At 70.3% G+C, this 17106-nt stretch carries 18 protein-coding genes; 12 read left to right on the top strand and 6 right to left on the bottom strand.

What is annotated here, in order from left to right; translation table 11 throughout:
* Positions 1–111 precede the first annotated feature (111 nt).
* Positions 112–1407 (top strand): MFS transporter, encoded by a 1296-nt coding sequence (locus ACZ5WE_RS37375; RefSeq protein WP_467695833.1) that lies wholly within the window; start codon positions 112–114, stop codon positions 1405–1407.
* Positions 1408–1417: 10 nt separating this feature from the next.
* Here the strand turns inward: ACZ5WE_RS37375 and ACZ5WE_RS37370 are convergent, their stop codons facing one another.
* Entirely contained in the window at positions 1418–1777 is a 360-nt protein-coding gene (locus ACZ5WE_RS37370; RefSeq protein ID WP_467695835.1) for a hypothetical protein, read from the bottom strand.
* A gap of 110 nt (positions 1778–1887) precedes the next feature.
* Between ACZ5WE_RS37370 and ACZ5WE_RS37365 the strand changes: the two genes are divergently transcribed.
* The 5 genes from ACZ5WE_RS37365 (at position 1888) to ACZ5WE_RS37345 (ending at position 9129) form a co-directional block, all read left to right on the top strand.
* Positions 1888–2256 carry a hypothetical protein gene (locus ACZ5WE_RS37365; RefSeq protein ID WP_467695837.1) on the top strand — a complete coding sequence of 123 codons (369 nt, stop codon included), beginning with the start codon at positions 1888–1890 and terminating at the stop codon, positions 2254–2256.
* Positions 2257–2507: 251 nt separating this feature from the next.
* On the top strand, positions 2508–3767 hold the full coding sequence (locus tag ACZ5WE_RS37360; RefSeq protein WP_467695839.1) for a L,D-transpeptidase: 1260 nt from the start codon (positions 2508–2510) through the stop codon (positions 3765–3767).
* A gap of 134 nt (positions 3768–3901) precedes the next feature.
* The gene (locus ACZ5WE_RS37355) at positions 3902–4912 is read left to right on the top strand and encodes an ABC transporter permease (protein WP_467695841.1); all 1011 of its coding nucleotides are present in this window, start codon (positions 3902–3904) and stop codon (positions 4910–4912) included.
* A gap of 56 nt (positions 4913–4968) precedes the next feature.
* Positions 4969–5652 carry an ABC transporter ATP-binding protein gene (locus ACZ5WE_RS37350; protein ID WP_467695843.1) on the top strand — a complete coding sequence of 228 codons (684 nt, stop codon included), beginning with the start codon at positions 4969–4971 and terminating at the stop codon, positions 5650–5652.
* A 117-nt stretch (positions 5653–5769) separates the two neighbouring features.
* A complete protein-coding gene (locus tag ACZ5WE_RS37345) occupies positions 5770–9129 on the top strand; it encodes a S8 family peptidase (protein ID WP_467695845.1) in 3360 nt (1119 codons plus the stop codon).
* A gap of 24 nt (positions 9130–9153) precedes the next feature.
* Here the strand turns inward: ACZ5WE_RS37345 and ACZ5WE_RS37340 are convergent, their stop codons facing one another.
* Complete coding sequence (locus ACZ5WE_RS37340) at positions 9154–9531, bottom strand: YybH family protein (protein WP_467695846.1); 378 nt, start codon at positions 9529–9531, stop codon at positions 9154–9156.
* Between the two features lie 50 nt (positions 9532–9581).
* Here ACZ5WE_RS37340 and ACZ5WE_RS37335 point away from each other — a divergent pair, with 50 nt between their 5' ends.
* On the top strand, positions 9582–9989 hold the full coding sequence (locus ACZ5WE_RS37335; protein ID WP_467695848.1) for a winged helix-turn-helix transcriptional regulator: 408 nt from the start codon (positions 9582–9584) through the stop codon (positions 9987–9989).
* A complete protein-coding gene (locus tag ACZ5WE_RS37330; protein WP_467695850.1) occupies positions 9986–10756 on the top strand; it encodes a globin domain-containing protein in 771 nt (256 codons plus the stop codon). Before ACZ5WE_RS37335 ends, ACZ5WE_RS37330 begins: the two co-directional genes overlap by 4 nt.
* Positions 10757–10783: 27 nt before the next feature.
* On the opposite strand, the gene ACZ5WE_RS37325 is transcribed toward ACZ5WE_RS37330, so the two are convergent.
* A complete protein-coding gene (locus ACZ5WE_RS37325) occupies positions 10784–11710 on the bottom strand; it encodes a helix-turn-helix domain-containing protein (RefSeq protein WP_467695852.1) in 927 nt (308 codons plus the stop codon).
* A 118-nt stretch (positions 11711–11828) separates the two neighbouring features.
* Between ACZ5WE_RS37325 and ACZ5WE_RS37320 the strand changes: the two genes are divergently transcribed.
* Complete coding sequence (locus tag ACZ5WE_RS37320) at positions 11829–12887, top strand: NAD(P)-dependent alcohol dehydrogenase (protein ID WP_467695853.1); 1059 nt, start codon at positions 11829–11831, stop codon at positions 12885–12887.
* Positions 12888–13061: 174 nt separating this feature from the next.
* Positions 13062–13448 (top strand): VOC family protein, encoded by a 387-nt coding sequence (locus tag ACZ5WE_RS37315; protein ID WP_467695854.1) that lies wholly within the window; start codon positions 13062–13064, stop codon positions 13446–13448.
* Here ACZ5WE_RS37315 and ACZ5WE_RS37310 read toward each other — a convergent pair.
* Positions 13445–14239, bottom strand: coding sequence for an alpha/beta fold hydrolase (locus ACZ5WE_RS37310; RefSeq protein ID WP_467695856.1), 795 nt, complete (start codon positions 14237–14239; stop codon positions 13445–13447). The two genes, ACZ5WE_RS37315 and ACZ5WE_RS37310, sit on opposite strands and share 4 nt — an antisense overlap.
* A 43-nt stretch (positions 14240–14282) precedes the next feature.
* Here ACZ5WE_RS37310 and ACZ5WE_RS37305 point away from each other — a divergent pair, with 43 nt between their 5' ends.
* Together ACZ5WE_RS37305 and ACZ5WE_RS37300 are read left to right on the top strand one after the other, a co-directional pair.
* Positions 14283–15251, top strand: coding sequence for an aminoglycoside phosphotransferase family protein (locus tag ACZ5WE_RS37305; protein ID WP_467695858.1), 969 nt, complete (start codon positions 14283–14285; stop codon positions 15249–15251).
* Positions 15252–15316: 65 nt separating this feature from the next.
* Complete coding sequence (locus ACZ5WE_RS37300) at positions 15317–15769, top strand: helix-turn-helix domain-containing protein (RefSeq protein ID WP_467695860.1); 453 nt, start codon at positions 15317–15319, stop codon at positions 15767–15769.
* Between the two features lie 5 nt (positions 15770–15774).
* Here the strand turns inward: ACZ5WE_RS37300 and ACZ5WE_RS37295 are convergent, their stop codons facing one another.
* Positions 15775–16380 (bottom strand): ClpP family protease, encoded by a 606-nt coding sequence (locus ACZ5WE_RS37295; RefSeq protein WP_467695862.1) that lies wholly within the window; start codon positions 16378–16380, stop codon positions 15775–15777.
* Between the two features lie 5 nt (positions 16381–16385).
* Positions 16386–17030: an ATP-dependent Clp protease proteolytic subunit gene (locus ACZ5WE_RS37290; protein ID WP_467695864.1), complete on the bottom strand. Its 645-nt coding sequence runs from the start codon at positions 17028–17030 to the stop codon at positions 16386–16388.
* Between the last annotated feature and the right edge of the window lie 76 nt (positions 17031–17106).

Below are 17106 nucleotides of genomic sequence, written 5' to 3'. Positions count from 1 at the left end.
AGGTACCGCCCTGCTTGAACTTCACACACGTTGACTTTAAAGGCGTGGCACGCCAGAGTGGACCGAAGTAAGGCTGCCCTAACTCCCCGTGCCGCCCCCTTGGAGTCGCTCGTGCCCCGCCTGTCCGGCCTCGCCATGGATCTCACGCCGCTGCGCGAGCACCGCGATTTCCGTCTTCTCTACGCCGGGTTCCTCGGCGCCCTGCTCGGCACTCTGATGACGAGCGTCGCCGTGGCCGTGCAGATCTACGACCTCACCGGATCGCCGTTACAGATCGGCCTGGTCAGCCTGGCCAGAGCGCTGCCGCTCGTCGTCGGCGTACTGATCGGCGGTGTCCTCGCGGACCGCAGGGACCGCCGCCTCCTGATGCTGGTGACCCGGCTCCCTCTGGCGCTCGTGGCCGCCGGGCTCATGGCCAACGCGCTCCTGCCGCACCCGCAGCTGTGGGTGATCTACGCGGCGACCGCTCTCACCGGGCTCCTCGCGGGACTCGGCGGCCCGGCGATGATGGCGGCGATCCCCGCCCTCGTCGGTACCGAACGGCTGGCGGCGGCAGGTGCGTTGACGGCCGCGTCCACGCAGCTCGCCGCGCTGCTCGGGCCCGCGCTCGGCGGCGCCCTCATCGCGGGGCCCGGGATCGCCGCCTGCTTCGCGGTCGACGCGGCGGGCTTCCTGGTCTTCGGCGTGGCCCTGTTCTTCGTGCGCCCGCTGCCGCCGGCGACGGCCGCGGGTGGCAAGGGGGCCCGGCAGGCCTTCGCCGCCGTGGCGGACGGCGTGCGCTTCGTGCGGGGGCACCGGCTCATCGTCGGGCTGCTGCTCGTCGACGCGGCGGCGATGGTCTTCACGATGCCGCAGGCGCTGTACCCGGTCCTCGCGGACGAGCAGTTCGGCGGCGGGCCGACGGTGGTCGGTCTGCTCTACGCCGCTCCCGCGCTCGGCGCCCTCGTCGGGGCGGCGACCAGTGGCTGGACGGCACGGGCCGGCGGGCACGCGCTGATCGGGGCGGTGCTCGTGTGGGGCCTGTCGCTGACGGGCTTCGGCCTGACGACATATCTGCCGCTGGCACTGGCCCTGCTCGCCCTGGCGGGCCTCGGTGACCTGATCTCGGAGACCCTGCGTTCGGCACTGCTCCAGCACGGCACCCCCGACGCGCTGCGCGGCAGGGTCAGCAGCCTCTGGATGGTGCAGGCGACGGTCTCCCCGGCTCTGGGCAACGCGGCGGTCGGATTCCTCGCCGAACTGAGCGGCGCCCGGGTCGCGGTGACCGCGGGCGGACTCGTGTGCGTGGTGGCGACGCTGCTGGTGGCAGCGGGCTGCCCCGCGCTGCGGGCGGCACGCCTGGGCGTACCGGCGGCACCGGCTCAGGCCGCGACCCCGGGGTGTCCCGAGAAGAGCGCCCCTCAGTGAAGCGCGCCCCTCAGTACGCCGGGCCCTGCCGCTCGCGACGTACCGAGAACGCGACGAACCCCGCGCCGAGGCTCAGGAAGGCCGTCCCGCCGATCAGGTACGGGGTCGTGTCGACTCCGGCGCCCGTGTCCGCGAGGCGGTCCTCCGTGGCGGCGGCGGTGTTCTCCGTGGGGGCGGTGGTGTTCTCCGAGGCGGAGGTGCTTTCCGAGTTCAGCGTCGCGCGACGCTGTTCGGTGTGGACGACCCTGGGGGCGTCAGGAGCCTCTGGGGATCGAGACGTTGCCGTCGCATTCGCGGAGGGAACGAACCACAGGGCGCCGAGGAGGGCACCTGCGGCAGTGGCGGTGAGCAACGATCGACGTGCGGACACGGAATCGGATCCCCCTTGTGGCGCTGGCGAATTGGCCGTGTGGGGCGATGGTAATGAAAGGCGCGGGTCGCGGGAAAGTCGCGGGGGTCATGGGTCGTACGCTCCGACTCATGAGCACACCTGAGACATCACGTTTTGTACACCTCCGCGTCGAATTGGTGGTGGAGGTCGACGACTCCGGCGAGCTGGCGTCGTCCGCCCTGCGCCGTATCGCGGAGGACGAGCACATGCCCGCCGAGGAGCGGCTGCACGCGGAGACGGCCGTCAAGGAGGACGACGCGGAGGCGCTCGCCTATCTGGTGGATCCGTTCGACCTGGTCAGCAAGGTGCCGGGGGTGGAGCTCTCGCAGGCGTCCTGGAGCAGCGAGCAGATCGACTACGACCCCGATTCGCCGGACTGGGACCCGGACGAGGATGATGACGACGACGAGGCCGACGAGGACGTGGCCCGGGACGGCGCTGGTGGCCGGGGGCTGTAGGCGGTAGACGAGAGGTCTTACGTCTACCGGACGGAAAAAACGGAACCCGTAGCCCCGGACGGCAACCGCCGCCCGGGGTTCCGTCGTCTCAGAGGTGCACGGCTGTCACCGGCGCACCGCATGACGTGGTGTTCCCCACATCTTCCGCGGAAGTGGAACGGGACGAACCGGGCAGGACGTTATGCGGGATTACGGGGACTCCCGGCGTTCGTGGCGTGTTGGGGATTTCGGCAACGATGGAGAAGCGTGTGATGACGGACAGTAGGCGGCGGCGCGGACGGCGCAAGGGTCTTGCGGCCGTGTCCGCTCTGGTCGGCGGCGTCCTTGTGCTCTCGGCCTGTAGCGGCGACGACGGCGACAAGAGCAGCGCCGGCGGCAAGGAGTCGCAGAACCAGGTCGACGAAGCCGCCGCCAAGAAGACCTCCGAGGCCGACATCAAGATCGCGCCCAAGGACGGCTCCGACAACGCGAGCATCAACAGTGCCGCCAAGGTCACGGTGAGCAAGGGTTCACTCACGGACGTCAAGATGACGACCGAGACCGGCACCGCGGTCGAGGGGCAGATAGCTGCGGACAAGAAGAGCTGGAAGCCCACCGGCCAGCTGGAGCGGGCGACCACGTACAAGATCTCCGCCACCGCCAAGGACTCCGGGGGCCGCAAGGCGCACGAGAACTCGAAGTTCACGACGGTCTCGCCGGACAACAGCTTCATCGGGAACTTCACGCCCGAGGACGGCTCCACGGTCGGCGTGGGCATGCCGGTGTCGATCAACTTCGACAAGGGGATCACGAACAAGAAGGACGTCCAGTCCCACATCAAGGTGTCGTCGAGCAGCGGCCAGGAAGTCGTCGGCCACTGGTTCGGCAACAACCGTCTGGACTTCCGGCCCGAGAAGTACTGGCAGGGCAACTCCACGGTCACCCTGAAGCTGGCCCTGGACGGCGTCGAGGGCGCGGACGGCGTCACCGGCGTCCAGGAGAAGACGGTCCAGTTCAAGATCGGCCGTAACCAGGTCTCCGTCGTCGACGCCAAGACGAAGCAGATGAAGGTCATGCGGGACGGCAAGGTCATCAAGACCATCCCGATCTCCGCGGGCTCCCCGGAGAACAAGACGTACCAAGGCCAGATGGTGGTCTCCGAGATGTTCAAGGAGACCCGCATGAACGGCGCGACCGTCGGCTTCACGGACGACGACGGCAAGGGCGAGTACGACATCAAGGACGTGCCGCACGCCATGCGCCTGTCGAACTCGGGCACGTTCATCCACGGCAACTACTGGGGCGCGAAGTCCATCTTCGGTGGCGCCAACACCAGCCACGGCTGTGTCGGTCTGGAGGACGCCAAGGGCGCGGGCGACAAGAGCACTCCGGGCGCCTGGTTCTACGACAACTCGATGGTCGGTGACGTCGTGGACGTCAGGAACACCGGCGACAAGACGGTCCAGCCCGACAACGGCTTCAACGGCTGGGTCATGGACTGGGCGCAGTGGAAGGCCGGTTCGGCCGTCTAGGACGCCGGCCACGCGACGAACGACAGCGGCCCGCACCCCTCAACGGGGGTGCGGGCCGCCGCCGTTCGGGCTTCTCATGCTCCTCTTATGCCGCACTTATTCCTTCATCACGGTGCGTGCCTAGCTTCACGCACATGTTCTTCACCTACCTGAGGCGCGAGCTGCGCCGCCGCCGAAGAGCGGCCCTCGTCGTGGCCTCCGGACTCGCGCTCGGGATCGCGCTGGCCATCGTCGTCAGCTCCGTGTCGTCCGGCGAGGGGCGTACGTTCACGGGGGCGGAGTCCGACGCCAAGGTGGCCGTCGCGGATGCCTCGTACGCCAAGGAGAAGAAGCTCTCCGTCGGCGACACCGTCACGATCGCCGGCACCAGGATCGAGGTCGTCGGCATCGCGACGCCCGACAGCGGGGACGCCGCGGCCAACCTCTACCTTCCGCTGAAGCGCGCGCAGACCCTCGCCGACTCGAAGAACAAGATCACGACGGTGTACGTCAAGGCCGCGGACTCGCAGCGGATCGACGCGGTCAAGAGCGCCATCCAGAAGAACGTCTCCGGGACGACCGTGACCACATCGGCCGACCTCGCCGACACCGTGTCGGGCTCGCTCTCCACCGCGTCCGACCTCGCCTCCAGCGTCGGCAAGTGGCTGTCCGTCGCCGTGCTCGTCGCGGCCTTCCTGGTCGCGGGACTGCTGACGTCATCCGCTGTCAGCCGTCGCGTACGGGAGTTCGGCACCCTGAAGGCGCTCGGCTGGAAGAGCGGCCGCGTCACCCGGCAGGTCATCGGCGAGGCGGTCGTCAACGGCCTCGTGGGCGGAGTGCTCGGCATCGCCGTCGGCCTCGGCGGCGCGTACGCGGTGACGGCGATCAGCCCCACCCTGACGGCGGAACTCGGCTCGGCGGGCGGGCAGTCGGGTGGCGGAATGACGGGCGGCGGCCCCGGTGGAGCCATGGGCGGCGGCCCCGGCGCCGCGCTGAGCGAGTCCGCGTCGAAGGCCCTGGACATCTCGCTGACCGCGCCGGTCGACGCCACCACCATCACGCTCGCCGTCGGCCTCGCCGTGGCCGGGGGACTCATCGCGGGCGCCTTCGGCGCCTTGCGCGCCTCGCGGCTGCGGCCCGCGGACGCCCTGCGCCGCGTCGAGTAGGCGGCCCGAGCGCCCCCCGTGCCGCCAACCCCCTTACGTATCGCAGGAGTCACAGCATGTATCAGCTCAAGGGCGTCACCAAGCAGTACCGCAGGGGCAAGGAGACCGTCGACGCGCTTGCCGGGGTCGACCTGGCCATCGGTGACGGCGACCGACTTGTCATCCAGGGTCCGACGGGCGGTGGCAAGTCCACGCTCCTGCAGATGCTCGGCGGGCTCGACCGGCCGACGTCCGGCAGTGTCGAGCTCGACGGCGTCGACCTGGCCGCGCTGCCCGAGGCGCGGCTGACCAAGGTGCGTGCCGAGTCCATCGGCTTCGTCTTCCAGTCCTTCAACCTGATCCCCACGCTCAGCGCCCAGGAGAACGTCGAGACGGCGCTCGTCCCGCTGGGCCCCGGCGCCGCGGACCGCCGTGAGCACGCGGCCGACGCACTGGCCTCCGTGGGCCTCGGTGAACGCCGCCACCATCTGCCCGCCGAGCTCTCCGGCGGCCAGCAGCAGCGCGTGGCCATCGCCCGCGCCCTGGTCAAGCGGCCGAAGGTGCTGCTCGCCGACGAACCGACCGGCAACCTCGACGAGTCCATGCGCGACGAGATCATGGAGCTGCTCGAAGGGCTCTGGAAGGAGCACGGCCTGACATTCGTGATGGTCACGCACGACAGCGCCATCGCACGCAAGGCACCGCGTCTCGCGACGATCCGGGGCGGGCAGATCAAGGTCACGGAGCGGGCCGCTCCATGACCAACTCACCCCTTGTGACGCACTATTGAACTTCTGACGCACTATTGAGCAGATGTTCGGCTCTGGGCAATACTTCCTCGTCCAGGGGCGAGAGCCCCTTTGACTCCAGGGGGAGACTTGCGCAGAAAAGCGAAGAGAGCCTATGGGGCCACGATCGCCACAGCGGCGGCCGTGGCCCTCGCCGCGGGCATGACCAGCCCGGCGTCGGCCGCGAAGCAGTCGCCCGACGCTCTCCCGGCAGCCGCACAGGCGGCGGGCCTCAAGAGCGCCGAACAGACCACGTACCGCATCACCCTCATCACCGGCGACCGCGTCACCGCCGACTCCAAGGGCCGCGTCACCGCCTTCGAGCGGGCGAAGGGACGCGAGCGGATACCCGTAATGACCAAGCGCGTCGGCGGTCACACGCTCGTGATCCCGGCCGACGCGCAGCGCCTGATAGCCACCGGCAAGCTCGACCAGCGGCTCTTCGACATCACCGAGCTGAGCAAGAAGGACAACCGCAGGGCCCAGAAGAAGGGCCTCAAGCTGATCGTCGGCTACCAGGGAGCGGCAGCCGGGGCCAGGGCCGATGTGCGCGCCGCGGGGGACACCACGGTCCGCAGGACCCTGAAGTCCCTGAACGCCGACGCGATCACGACCCCGAAGCAGGACGCCACCGACCTGTGGTCCGCGCTGGTCGCCGAGAAGGGCACCGCCACCGCGTCCGGCGTGAGCCGCGTCTGGCTGGACGGCGTCCGCAAGGCACGCCTCGACAAGAGCGTGCCGCAGATCGGCGCCGACAAGGCGTGGGCGGCCGGGTTCGACGGCAAGGGCGTCAAGGTCGCCGTCCTGGACACCGGCGTCGACGCCACGCACGCCGACCTGTCGGGCCAGGTCGTCGGCGAGAAGAACTTCACGCCGGCGGCGGACGCCAAGGACCGCTACGGCCACGGCACCCACGTCGCCTCCATCGCGGCCGGCACCGGCGCGAAGTCCGGCGGCAAGCTCAAGGGCGTGGCGCCCGGCGCCAAGCTCCTGAACGGCAAGGTCCTCGACGACAGCGGCTACGGCGACGACTCCGGGATCATCGCGGGCATGGACTGGGCGGCCGAGCAGGGCGCCGACATCGTGAACCTGAGCCTCGGCGGCGGCGACACCCCGGGTGTCGACCCGCTCGAAGCCCAGGTCGACAAGCTCTCCGCGGACAAGGGCATCCTCTTCGCGATCGCGTCGGGCAACGACGGCGAGCCCGGCTCCGTCGGCTCCCCGGGCAGCGCGGACGCGGCCCTCACGGTCGGCGCGGTCGACGACAACGACAAGCTCGCCGACTTCTCCAGCCAGGGCCCGCGCGTCGGCGACGGGGCCATCAAGCCCGACGTCACCGCCCCCGGCGTGGACATCACCGCGGCCGCGGCCCCCGGCAGCGTCATCGACCAGGAGGTCGGCCAGAAGCCCGAGGGCTATCTGACGATCTCCGGTACGTCGATGGCGACCCCGCACGTGGCGGGCGCCGCCGCGCTGCTCAAGCAGCAGCACCCGGACTGGAAGTACGCCGAGCTCAAGGCCGCGCTGACCGCGTCCACGAAGGACGGCGGGCACAAGTACACGCCGTTCCAGCAGGGTTCGGGCCGCATCGCCGTCGACAAGGCCGTCAAGCAGTCGGTCGTCGCCGAGCCGGTGTCCCTCTCCTTCGCACCGCAGCAGTGGCCGCACACCGACGACAAGCAGGCCACGAAGAAGGTGACGTACAAGAACCTCGGCAAGGAGGACGTCACCCTCGACCTGACGGTCACGGGCACGAACCCCAAGGGTGCCCCGGCCCCCGCGGGCTTCTTCAAGCTCGGCGCGAAGACGGTGAAGGTCCCCGCCGGCGGCACGGCCTCGGTCGACCTGACATCCGACACCAAGCTCGGCGGCACGGTCGACGGCGCGTACTCCGCGTACGTCGTGGCGAGTGGCGGCGGGCAGTCCGTGCGCACGGCGGCCGCGGTCGAGCGCGAGGTCGAGTCGTACGAGCTGACGCTGAAGCACATCGGACGCGACGGACAGGCACCGAAGTACTACGACAGCGACCTGGAGGGCGTCTCGGGGCTCGCCACCCGGAAGTCCTACAACCCGTTCGACGCGTCCGGCACGGTCAAGATCCGTGTCCCCAAGGGTGGTTACCTGCTGAACACCAGCATGTACGCGGACCCGGCCGACTTCACCAAGGGCGCCGACTGGATCGCCCAGCCGAAGCTGAGCGTCACCAAGGACACGACGGTGACGCTGGACGCCCGCAAGGGCAAGCCGGTCGACATCACCGTCCCGTCGGCGGACGCCAAGTCGTTCTTCGCGTCCCCCGACTACACGGTCGACACGCCGCACACCAGCTACTCCTTCGGCTGGTGGCTCGACTCGTACACCGACTTCCGGACCTCGCACCTGGGCCCGCAGGTCACCGACGGCTCGCTGCACCAGCAGTGGGACGGGCACTGGACCAAGGGTGACGACGCCGAGTACGACACCGTGCTCGGCGGCCAGGTCAAGCAGGTCGCGACCGGCTACACCAAGCACTTCAAGGCGTCCGAGCTGGCCACGGTGAAGGTGAACCTGGGCGCGTCGGCCAAGGGCAAGAAGGGCACGATCGGCGCTCTTGGCTACCTGCCGGGCAGCTCCGGCGGCTCCTCGATCAATGTTGCCCAGCCGCTGCCCGGCACCCGGACGCTGTACCTGTCCACGGCCGACGCCGTGAAGTGGGGCTTGACCTTCGAGCAGCAGGCCGGGGTCGACCCGGACGGCTGGCCGATCCTCGACGCGGGTTACTCGCTGGGCGCGGCGCAGACCTTCGCGGCGGGCAAGAACTACGAGAAGACGTTCAACACGGCCGTCTTCGGCCCGCGCATCGGCGGCGAGTACGGCGTCTCACGTCAGGGCAACGAGATCGGCGGGTCTCTGCCGCTGTTCGCCGACGGCAAGACGCACGTGGGCTCCTCGCTCTACTCCTCGGTCAGGACGACCCTCCACAAGGGCGACACCAAGATCGGCGAGAACGAGGACCCGCTGGCCGGCGGCACCACGTTCAAGGTCCCCGCGGCCGAGGCCGAGTACAAGCTCTCCACGTCCGTGAAGCGCAGCGTCAAGGTGGCGGCCGCCTCCACCCGCATCGACGCGAGCTGGACGTTCCGCTCCAAGAAGGCCGACAACGCGAAGCTGCCGGTCTCCACGGCGCGGTTCGCGGCGGCCGTCGACCTCAGCAGCAAGGCCAAGGCCGGCGAGACCCAGTCCGTGCCGGTGACAGTGCAGGGCGCGGCCGCGGGCTCGAACCTCAAGTCCCTTGCCGCGTACGTGTCGTACGACTACGGCCAGACCTGGAAGAAGGCCACCGTCAGCGGCGGCAAGATCAAGGTCAAGAACCCGGCCGCGGGCAAGGGGATCTCCTTCCACGCCAAGATCACGGACAGGAAGGGGAACAAGTCGACGCTGTCGATCTACAACGCCTACTACGGCAAGTAGACCGCGGGCAGGTCGTCGCGTGAGCTAGCCGCTCACGCCGGGCGCGGCGCCGAAAGGGCTGTCGATCACGTATCGCCAGTACCCGTCGGCGCCGCGCCTCGCCACGTCCGTGGCGGTGGACCGCACGACGCCCTCGATCTCCCAGTCGACGACGAGCAGCGCGATGTCGCCGGATACGTGCACACGGCGGGGGCGCACGGAGATGGGCAGACCGATCGCGAGGAACGGGCCGTTCTCCCTGGTGATCTCGGCGATCCCGTGTACCGGCTTCCCCGACTCCGGCACGAACGCGGCGCTCTCCTCGTACAGTTCGCGCACCGCCCCCGGATCGCCGCTGTTGAACCGCTCGGCGAAGGCCGCGGGGACATCGGCGGCGCGGGTGGGCAGAGGAATGTTCGACATGGGCAACCCTTCTGGGACAGCTCGACCACCGCACAGTAGGAGGCGCCCTCGTGACTCACCGAACGGTAAGCCAGGGCGCGGGCCAGGGGCTCCCTGACGACCCCAGGGCACGCGTCGGCGCACCCACGCCCGGCTGCCCCGTGGAGATCACCCTCGCCGCCCTGCGTGGGCGCTGGACCACCCTGATCGTCCGTGAACTGCTGCGGAACGGCTCCTACGCGTACAGCGAACTGGCCTCCACGCTGCCGGAGTTGTCGGACAAGGTACTGACGGAGCGGCTCGGCCGGCTGGTCGCCGCGGGTGTCGTCCTGCGTACCAGGACACCCGGCTGGCCCCCCACGGTCACCTACGAACTCACCCCCCACGGGAAAGAACTCGGCCCGGTCCTGCAGGCGTTGTGGGACTGGGGAGCGCGCGTGCCGGCACCACCCACCGCACAGGAAGCCGACGTCACATGACCGCCCACACCGTCGAGTACATCCGCTACCGCATACCCCCCGAGTGCTCCGCGGAGTTCCTCTCCGCGTACACCCGCGCCGCCGTCCCGCTCGCGGCGGCCCCCAGTTGCGTCGACTACGAACTCACCCGCTGCGAGGAGGACTTCGAGCACTTCATCCTCCGCATCACGTGGACGTCGACCAAGGACCACCTGGAGGGCTTCAGGCGCTCGGAGCTCTTCCGTGACTTCTTCGCGGAGATCCGCCCGTACGTCGAGAACATCGAGGAGATGCGCCACTACACCCCCACCGCCGTGCGCGGCACGGGCGCCTCCACACCGACCCTGTACGCGTGGGCGGGTGGCGAGGAGAACCTCGCGCGCCTGACGGAGGTCTTCTACGAGAAGGTCCTCAAGGACGACCTGCTCGCCCCGCTCTTCGCCGGCCTGCCCGCCGAGCACGCCCTGCACGTCGCCCAGTGGCTCGGCGAGGTCTTCGGCGGCCCGGCCACGTACTCGAGCGAACACGGCGGGCACGCCGAAATGGTCGGCAAGCACCTCGGCAAGGGCATCTCCGAGCCGCAGCGCCGCCGCTGGGTCAACCTCATGCAGGACGCGGCGGACGACGCGGGCCTGCCGACGGACGCCGAGTTCCGGTCCGCCTTCGTCGCCTACGTCGAGTGGGGCACCCGTCTCGCGGTCTATTTCTCGGGCCCCGACGTGAGCCGCCCCGCCGACCAGCCGGTGCCGCTGTGGAACTGGGGCGCGGCGCCCCCGTACCAGCCGTGAGGCCTGTGCGGCGGGCGGTGCGGAGAGCTAGTTCCCCGCGCCCGCCGCACCGGCGCGCGTCGCGTCCGCTCCCCAGCTGGCGAGCAGCCGCAGCGCGTCGGCCGACGCCGAGTCCGGCTCCGCGTGGTACGTGATCAGTGACTGGTCGTGGTCGTCGGGCAGCCGGAGCGTCTCGTACGACAGGGTCAGATCGCCCACCAGGGAGTGGTGCAGGCGCTTGACGCCGTGGCCCTTCTCCCGCACGTCATGCGTGGCCCACAGGCTCCGGAACTCCTCGCTCTTCACGGAGAGCTCGCCGACCAGGGCCGACAGGAGCGGATCGTTCGGATAGCAGCCCGCGTCCATCCGCAGGAAGCTCACGATGTCCGACGCCTTCTGGTCCCAGTCCAGGAACAGGACGCGTGACTCGGGCCGCAGAAAGCAGATGCGCGCCCAGTTCCGCTCCTCGGGCGCCAGCGCTCCCCAGTCGCCGAAGAGCGCGGCGGCCATGCGGTTCCAGCCGAGGATGTCCGTGCGGCGTCCTGCCACATACGCGGGGACGCCGTCCATCGTGTCGATGAGCTGGAGCAGCGCGGGCCGCACACGCTGCGGGCGGGCCGCGCGCTTCTTCTTGTGCTGCTTCGGCTTGGCCAGATGCGTCAGATGGGCGTGCTCGGCGTCCGTCAGGCGCAGGGCACGGGCGATCGCGTCGAGGACCTCGCCCGAGACATTGCGGCCGTTGCCCTGCTCAAGACGCGTGTAGTACGCCACGGACACCCCCGCGAGCTGCGCGAGCTCCTCGCGGCGCAGCCCCGGCACCCGCCGGTGGCGCCCGAAGTTCGGCAGGCCGACGTCCTCCGGCTGCAGCCGGGCCCTGCGGGTGCGCAGGAACTCGCTGAGCTCGGCACGGCCGTCGAGGGGCTCCGGCGGCTCGGGGGCGGGGGAGTGCGGGGGCTGCGCGGCGTCGGCGTCCATACATTCCAGTATCCGGGGTCCTACGCATCTGAGCCTGTCCCCACCAGTAGTAGGACCACTGGACGTACGCAAAGCCGTGACCTGGGTAGATGCCCGCGAGGCTGGCACGGTTGACGACATGACCGCACAGACCAGCACCACCACCGTCTCCGCTTACGCCGCGCCCTCCGCCAAGGCCCCCCTGGAGCGGACCACCGTCCCGCGCCGCCCGGTGGGCGAGTCCGACGTGCTGATCGACATCAAGTACGCCGGCATCTGCCACTCGGACATCCACCAGGCCCGGGACGGCTGGGGTGAGGGCATCTTCCCGATGGTCCCGGGCCACGAGATCGCCGGTGTCGTCACCGAGGTCGGCTCCGCCGTCACCAAGTTCGCGGTCGGCGACCGCGTCGGCGTCGGCTGCATGGTCGACTCCTGCCGCGAGTGCGACAACTGCAGGGCAGGCCTGGAGCAGTACTGCGCCAAGGGCAACATCCAGACGTACAACGCCCTCGACAAGAGCGGCGAGCCCACCTACGGCGGCTACTCCACGCACATCGTCGTCGACGAGGCCTTCACCCTGCGCATCCCCGACGGCCTCTCCCTGGACGTCGCCGCGCCGCTCCTGTGCGCCGGCATCACCACGTACTCCCCGCTCGCCCACTGGAACGCAGGCCCCGGCAAGAAGGTCGCGATCGTCGGTCTCGGCGGCCTCGGCCACATGGGCGTCAAGATCGCGCACGCGATGGGCGCCGAGGTCACCGTCCTCTCGCAGTCCCTGCGCAAGAAGGACGACGGCCTGAAGCTGGGCGCCGACCACTACTACGCGACCAGCGACGACGCGACCTTCGAGCAGCTCGCCGGCTCGTTCGACCTGATCGTCTCGACGGTCTCCGCGCCGCTCCCGCTGGACAAGTACCTGAGCCTGCTGCGGACGGACGGCGCCATGGTGAACGTCGGCGCTCCCGAGGAGCCCGTCTCGCTCAACCTCTTCTCCGTCATCGCGGGCCGCAAGACCCTCGCCGGCTCCGGCATCGGCGGCATCCAGGAGACCCAGGAAATGCTGGACTTCTGCGCCGAGCACGGCCTGGGCGCGGAGATCGAGCTGATCGACGCCGACCGGATCAACGAGGCGTACGAGCGTGTCCTGGCCAGTGACGTGCACTACCGCTTCGTGATCGACGCGGCCACGATCTGAGAATGCCCGCTCCTGCCCGGGGGCCGCGTGGCCGGAACTCGACTCGGCCCGCGGCCCTAGGCCGCATTGCGCACCAGGTGGGGGGTCGTGTGGCCGATGCCGGGGGCAGGCCGCGTGCCTAGGGTGGTGGACATCAGCACGGCACTTCAGACGAAGCAGGGAAGAGGTCGCACGATGTCCATCGAGCTCAACCACACCATCGTCACCGCGGAGGACAAGAAGGCGTCGGCTCAGTTCCTCGCCGACATCCTCGGCCTCGAAGTGAGCCCCCAGTACGGGCCGTTCATCCCCGTCGAGATCCCGAACGGCGTCACGCTGGACTACATGGACAGCGACGGCGGACCGATCACCCCCCAGCACTACGCCTTCCTGGTCTCCGAGGACGAGTTCGACGCCATTTTCGGCCGCATCGCGGACGCGGGACTCACCTACTGGGCCGACCCGCACCACACGGTCGTGGGCGAGATCAACACCAACGACGGCGGCCGTGGCGCGTACTGGGACGACCCGAACGGCCACAGCCTGGAGATCCTCACCAGGCCGTACGGCAGCGGAAGCTAGGGCCTGCCCTCCGCCAGGAAACCGAGCACGAGCGGCGTCGCGACCTCCGCGAACTCCTCGAAGTACGCGTGCCGCGCACCGGAGATGAGCCGCATCCGCGCCCCGGGAACGCGTTGTGCGAGCAGGGGCGCGTTGGCGGCCGGGTTGAACACGTCGTCGGTGCCGTGCACGACCAGGGTCGGCGCCGTGATCCGCGGCAGCGCGTCCCAGGAGTCGTGCCGGGCGCTGGCCCGCAGATGGCGCCGGCGGGCGTGCGGGAGCATGTCCGGATCGCCGAGGGTGTGGAACACCCGCCGTTCCCCTTGCCGGGCGAGCCAGCCGGGGGAGTACATCAGCTCCAGCAGGGCGCGGCGCGCTGCCGCCGCGTCGCCCTGACTGAGCGCGGCGCGCACCTCGGGTCCGCGTTCGACGCCGTGCGGCGCCCCCGGCGACGTACAGCCGAGGACGAGCCGGTCGACCCGCTCGGGATGATCGGCGGCGAGCCACTGGCCGACCCTGCCGCCCATCGACGTCCCGTACACATGGGCGCGGTCGATCCCCGCGTGGTCGAGCACGGCGACGACGTCGCGGGCGAAGCCGGGCGTGCTGTAGCTGTCGGCGTCGGGGCGGCCGCTCTCGCCGGTGCCGCGCCAGTCCAGTACGACGGTCGTGTACGCGGCGTCGAAGCCGCCCCGTACCGGGTCCCACCAGCGGCGGCTGTTGGACTGCCCGCTGAGCAGGACCAAGGGGCGGCCGGAGCCGTGGACCTCGTAGTGCAGGGCGGTGCCGTCGGCGGCTTCAGCGAAGGGCATGGGGTGAACCGTAGCCATCCGCCGTCCTCGCTAGGGTGCCGGGATGACCGGGACACCCATCGAGGTACCAGAGAGCTTCGCGCTGAGCACGGTCCAGCGGGAGGGCGAGCGGGGCAGGGCCTGGCTCGCGACGCTGCCGGAGCTGGCCGGTGACCTGCTCCGGCGCTGGAAGTGCGAGCCGGCGGCAGCGGTCACGCACGGGCAGGTCGGCATCGTCGTCCCCGTGAGACGGCGGCAGGGCGGGACGCCCGCCGTCCTGAAGATCTCCTTCCCGCACCCCGGCAACGTGCACGAGCCGGACGCCTTCGCGGCGTGGTCGGGCCGGGGCGCGGTCCGGCTGTACGAGCGGGACGACGCGCGGTTCGCGATGCTGCTCGAGCGGGCGGGAGCGGAGGCCGGAGAGGGCGGGGGTTCGCTGGCCGATGTCGAGGACACCGACGAGGCGGTGGCCGTCGCCGGGCGCCTGGCACGCCGCCTCGCCGTGCCCGCACCGCCGGGGCTGCCGCGAATGAGCTCGCTCGTGGCCGAGTGGGAGTGTGAACTGCGGGACGAGGACCGGGAGTTGGGGTCGCCGCTGCCGGCCCGCGTGGTGGCAGCCGCGATCGGGACCGTGCGGGAACTGGGCCAGGATCAGCCCGACACCCTCATCCACGGAGACCTGCACTTCACCAACGTTCTGAGGTCGGAGAGGTCGGAGAGGCCGGAGAGGTCGGAAGGTTCGGAACACGACCCCTGGCTCGCCATCGACCCCAAGGGCTATGTCGGCGACCCGGCGTACGACTCGATCACGCTGCTCCGCACCCGCTTCGAGCCCCTGCTCACCGCGTCCGATCCCCGCGCCGCGGCCCTGCGCCGACTCGCCGTGTTCGCCGACGCGGCCGAGGTCGACCGTGAACGGGCCAGGAGATGGGCGCAGGCGCGGGCGGTGACGGCGACGCACTGGGGGATGCGGCACGGTGACCCCGCGTGGGTGGTCAAGGCGACGGAGGCGCTCGCCCAGGCGCTGACGTGAGGCGTTCGCCGGGGGCAGAACGCTGATCGCTGACCGGCGGCCGGGGTGGCTTCTACTCTGAGAGGGTGAGCAGCCAAGAGCGGTACCACGAGCCGGAGCAGGGTCGGCAGACCGAGCGGCAGGCCCGCGTCATCCCGTTGCGCCCGCGCCCACGCTCGGAGCGGACCGCGTCGCCCCGCCCCGCCCCCGTGCGCGCAACTCCCGTGACAACTCCCGTGCCACCGGCGGCGAAAGAGCCCCTGTGGCGTGACGTGGTCGGTGACGTGCTGCGCCGCGAGCGCCTCGCTCAGGAACGTACGCTCAAGGACGTCGCCGAGGCGGCCCGCATCTCGATGCCGTACCTCTCCGAGCTGGAGCGCGGCCGCAAGGAGGCTTCCTCCGAAGTCCTCGCGGCCGGCGCCCGCGCGCTCGGCCTGAGCCTGGCGGACCTGCTCTCCCTGGCCCAGACCGAGCTGGTCCGGCACGCTCCCCCGCAGCCGACGCGCCCGCGCCAGGGAGACATCCGCCTGGCGGCCTGACGGGATCAGGCCGCGGCGAGCATCCGCCGGCTGAGGACCTCGTCGGCGAGTCCGTACGCCACCGCGTCCTCGGCGGTGAAGACCTTGTCGCGGTCCATGTCCGCGCGCAGCGTGGCGACATCGTGCCCCGAGTGCCGGGACAGGACGTCCTCCACCTGCGAGCGGATCCGCAGCATCTCCTTGGCCTGGAGGCTGAGGTCGGAGACGGTTCCCTGCTGCCCGCCGCTCGCGGGCTGCCCGAGCAGTACGCGCGAGTGTTCGAGGACGAACCGCCGCCCGGGGTCGCCTCCGGCGAGGAGGACGGCGGCGGTGGAGGCGGCCTGCCCGACGCAGAACGTCGAGATGGGTGCGCTGATGAAGCTCATGGTGTCGTAGATGGCCATGAGCGAAGTGAAGGAACCCCCGGGCGAGTTGATGTAGATGGCGACTTCACGCTCGGGGTTCGAGGACTCGAGATGCAGCAGCTGCGCGATGACGACGTTGGCCACCCCGTCGTCGATCTCGGTCCCGAGGAAGATGATCCGCTCCGAGAGGAGCCGGCTGTAGATGTCGTAGGCGCGCTCGCCCTGGGGAGTGCGCTCGACGACGGTGGGAATCGTGTACTGGCTCATGTCGCTCAGACCCCCAGTCCCATACGCGGCTTCGACGCGGCAGGCCGCACATCGGCCAGCGAGTCGAGCACCCGGTCGACCATCCCGTACTCCTTGGCCTGCTCGGCGGTGAACCACCGGTCGCGATCACCGTCACGCGAGATGGTCTCCTGCGACTGACCGGTGTGCTCGGCGGTGATCCGCTCGACGGACGTCTTCGTGAACTCCAGGTTCTCGGCCTGGATGGCGATGTCGGCGGTGGTGCCGCCGATGCCGGCGGACGGCTGGTGCATCATGATCCGCGCGTTGGGCAGGGCGTACCGCTTCCCCGCGGTGCCGACGGTCACCAGGAACTGCCCCATGCTGGCGGCGAACCCCATGGCGAGGGTCGACACGTCGTTCGGGATCAGTCGCATGGTGTCGTAGATGGCGAGTCCCGCGGTGACGGACCCGCCCGGGCTGTTGATGTACAGACTGATGTCGGTCCGCGGGTCCTCGGCGGAGAGCAGCAGCATCTGCGCGCACACGCGGTTCGCGGACACCTCGTCGACCTGGGTCCCGAGGAAGATGATCCGCTGGGTCAGCAGTTGCGCGGCCAGATGATCGTCGAACCGCGTCGAGGGCGTCTCGCCCTCGGAGGCTGCTCGCGGGGTACTGACGACGGTCGGCATCGTTGGTCCTCCTGACGGTGGGTGGGGCGGCTCACCTGCGGGCCGCGCTGTCCTGTCCCACCACCTTCGACCGACC

Source organism: Streptomyces sp. NPDC033180 (assembly GCF_055577645.1).
Note: the sequence above shows the minus strand (reverse complement) of the source record. Positions and strands in the feature narration are given on the sequence as shown.

Excerpts from the sequence above, each read along its gene's own strand:
- ACZ5WE_RS37365 (WP_467695837.1), top strand. The coding sequence starts at position 1,888 with ATGAGCACACCTGAGACATCACGTTTTGTACACCTCCGCGTCGAATTG.
- ACZ5WE_RS37360 (WP_467695839.1), top strand. The coding sequence starts at position 2,508 with ATGACGGACAGTAGGCGGCGGCGCGGACGGCGCAAGGGTCTTGCGGCC.
- ACZ5WE_RS37355 (WP_467695841.1), top strand. The coding sequence starts at position 3,902 with ATGTTCTTCACCTACCTGAGGCGCGAGCTGCGCCGCCGCCGAAGAGCG.
- ACZ5WE_RS37350 (WP_467695843.1), top strand. The coding sequence starts at position 4,969 with ATGTATCAGCTCAAGGGCGTCACCAAGCAGTACCGCAGGGGCAAGGAG.
- ACZ5WE_RS37340 (WP_467695846.1), bottom strand. The coding sequence starts at position 9,531 with ATGTCGAACATTCCTCTGCCCACCCGCGCCGCCGATGTCCCCGCGGCC.
- ACZ5WE_RS37330 (WP_467695850.1), top strand. The coding sequence starts at position 9,986 with ATGACCGCCCACACCGTCGAGTACATCCGCTACCGCATACCCCCCGAG.
- ACZ5WE_RS37325 (WP_467695852.1), bottom strand. The coding sequence starts at position 11,710 with ATGGACGCCGACGCCGCGCAGCCCCCGCACTCCCCCGCCCCCGAGCCG.
- ACZ5WE_RS37320 (WP_467695853.1), top strand. The coding sequence starts at position 11,829 with ATGACCGCACAGACCAGCACCACCACCGTCTCCGCTTACGCCGCGCCC.
- ACZ5WE_RS37315 (WP_467695854.1), top strand. The coding sequence starts at position 13,062 with ATGTCCATCGAGCTCAACCACACCATCGTCACCGCGGAGGACAAGAAG.
- ACZ5WE_RS37310 (WP_467695856.1), bottom strand. The coding sequence starts at position 14,239 with ATGCCCTTCGCTGAAGCCGCCGACGGCACCGCCCTGCACTACGAGGTC.
- ACZ5WE_RS37305 (WP_467695858.1), top strand. The coding sequence starts at position 14,283 with ATGACCGGGACACCCATCGAGGTACCAGAGAGCTTCGCGCTGAGCACG.
- ACZ5WE_RS37295 (WP_467695862.1), bottom strand. The coding sequence starts at position 16,380 with ATGAGCCAGTACACGATTCCCACCGTCGTCGAGCGCACTCCCCAGGGC.
- ACZ5WE_RS37290 (WP_467695864.1), bottom strand. The coding sequence starts at position 17,030 with ATGCCGACCGTCGTCAGTACCCCGCGAGCAGCCTCCGAGGGCGAGACG.